We start from the raw sequence: 468 nt of genomic DNA on the forward strand, positions 1-468 counted from the left end.
GCGATCAAGGGTGCCGTGAAGGCCAAGGGTCTGCCGATCAGCACGCTGATCCGCGAGCCCGCCGTGCAGCTCACCGACGAGCAGTACGCCGAAATCCAGAAGCTGCTCGCCGAGTAGCGGCTCTGCCGGTGTGGCCGGCGGTTTCGTTCAGTGGGCGACATCCGCGAGTGTCGCCCTCGCTGGACGAACAGTCCGGTGGACTGTTCGTGGCAGTACGCCCTCACGGGCGTACGTCGCCCCCGCTGGCGGGGGCTGTCGGCCTTGGCCGACTGGGGGTGGTCGAACGACACGTCGTTGGTCTCGTCCCGGACTCGATGAGCAATCACCAATGTAACCCAACCCAATATTTCACCCAATTCAAATGCAAAGGAGCACATAAATGGTGTATCGCATGATTTTCAATCAGACGGCGTACTTCGGTCGCGGTGCGATCAAGGAGATCCCCGATGTCGCCCGCAAGCATGGTTT

Annotated in this window: 1 pseudogene; it reads left to right on the top strand. The window is 61.3% G+C overall.

Features of this window, described 5'->3' with window-relative positions:
* A pseudogene (locus CSQ87_RS11185) lies at positions 1 to 117 on the top strand (dihydrodipicolinate synthase family protein); the annotation flags it as partial.
* Positions 118 to 468: the final 351 nt, after the last annotated feature.

Source organism: Bifidobacterium simiarum (assembly GCF_002802905.1).
In the GTDB taxonomy this organism is placed as follows: domain Bacteria; phylum Actinomycetota; class Actinomycetes; order Actinomycetales; family Bifidobacteriaceae; genus Galliscardovia; species Galliscardovia simiarum.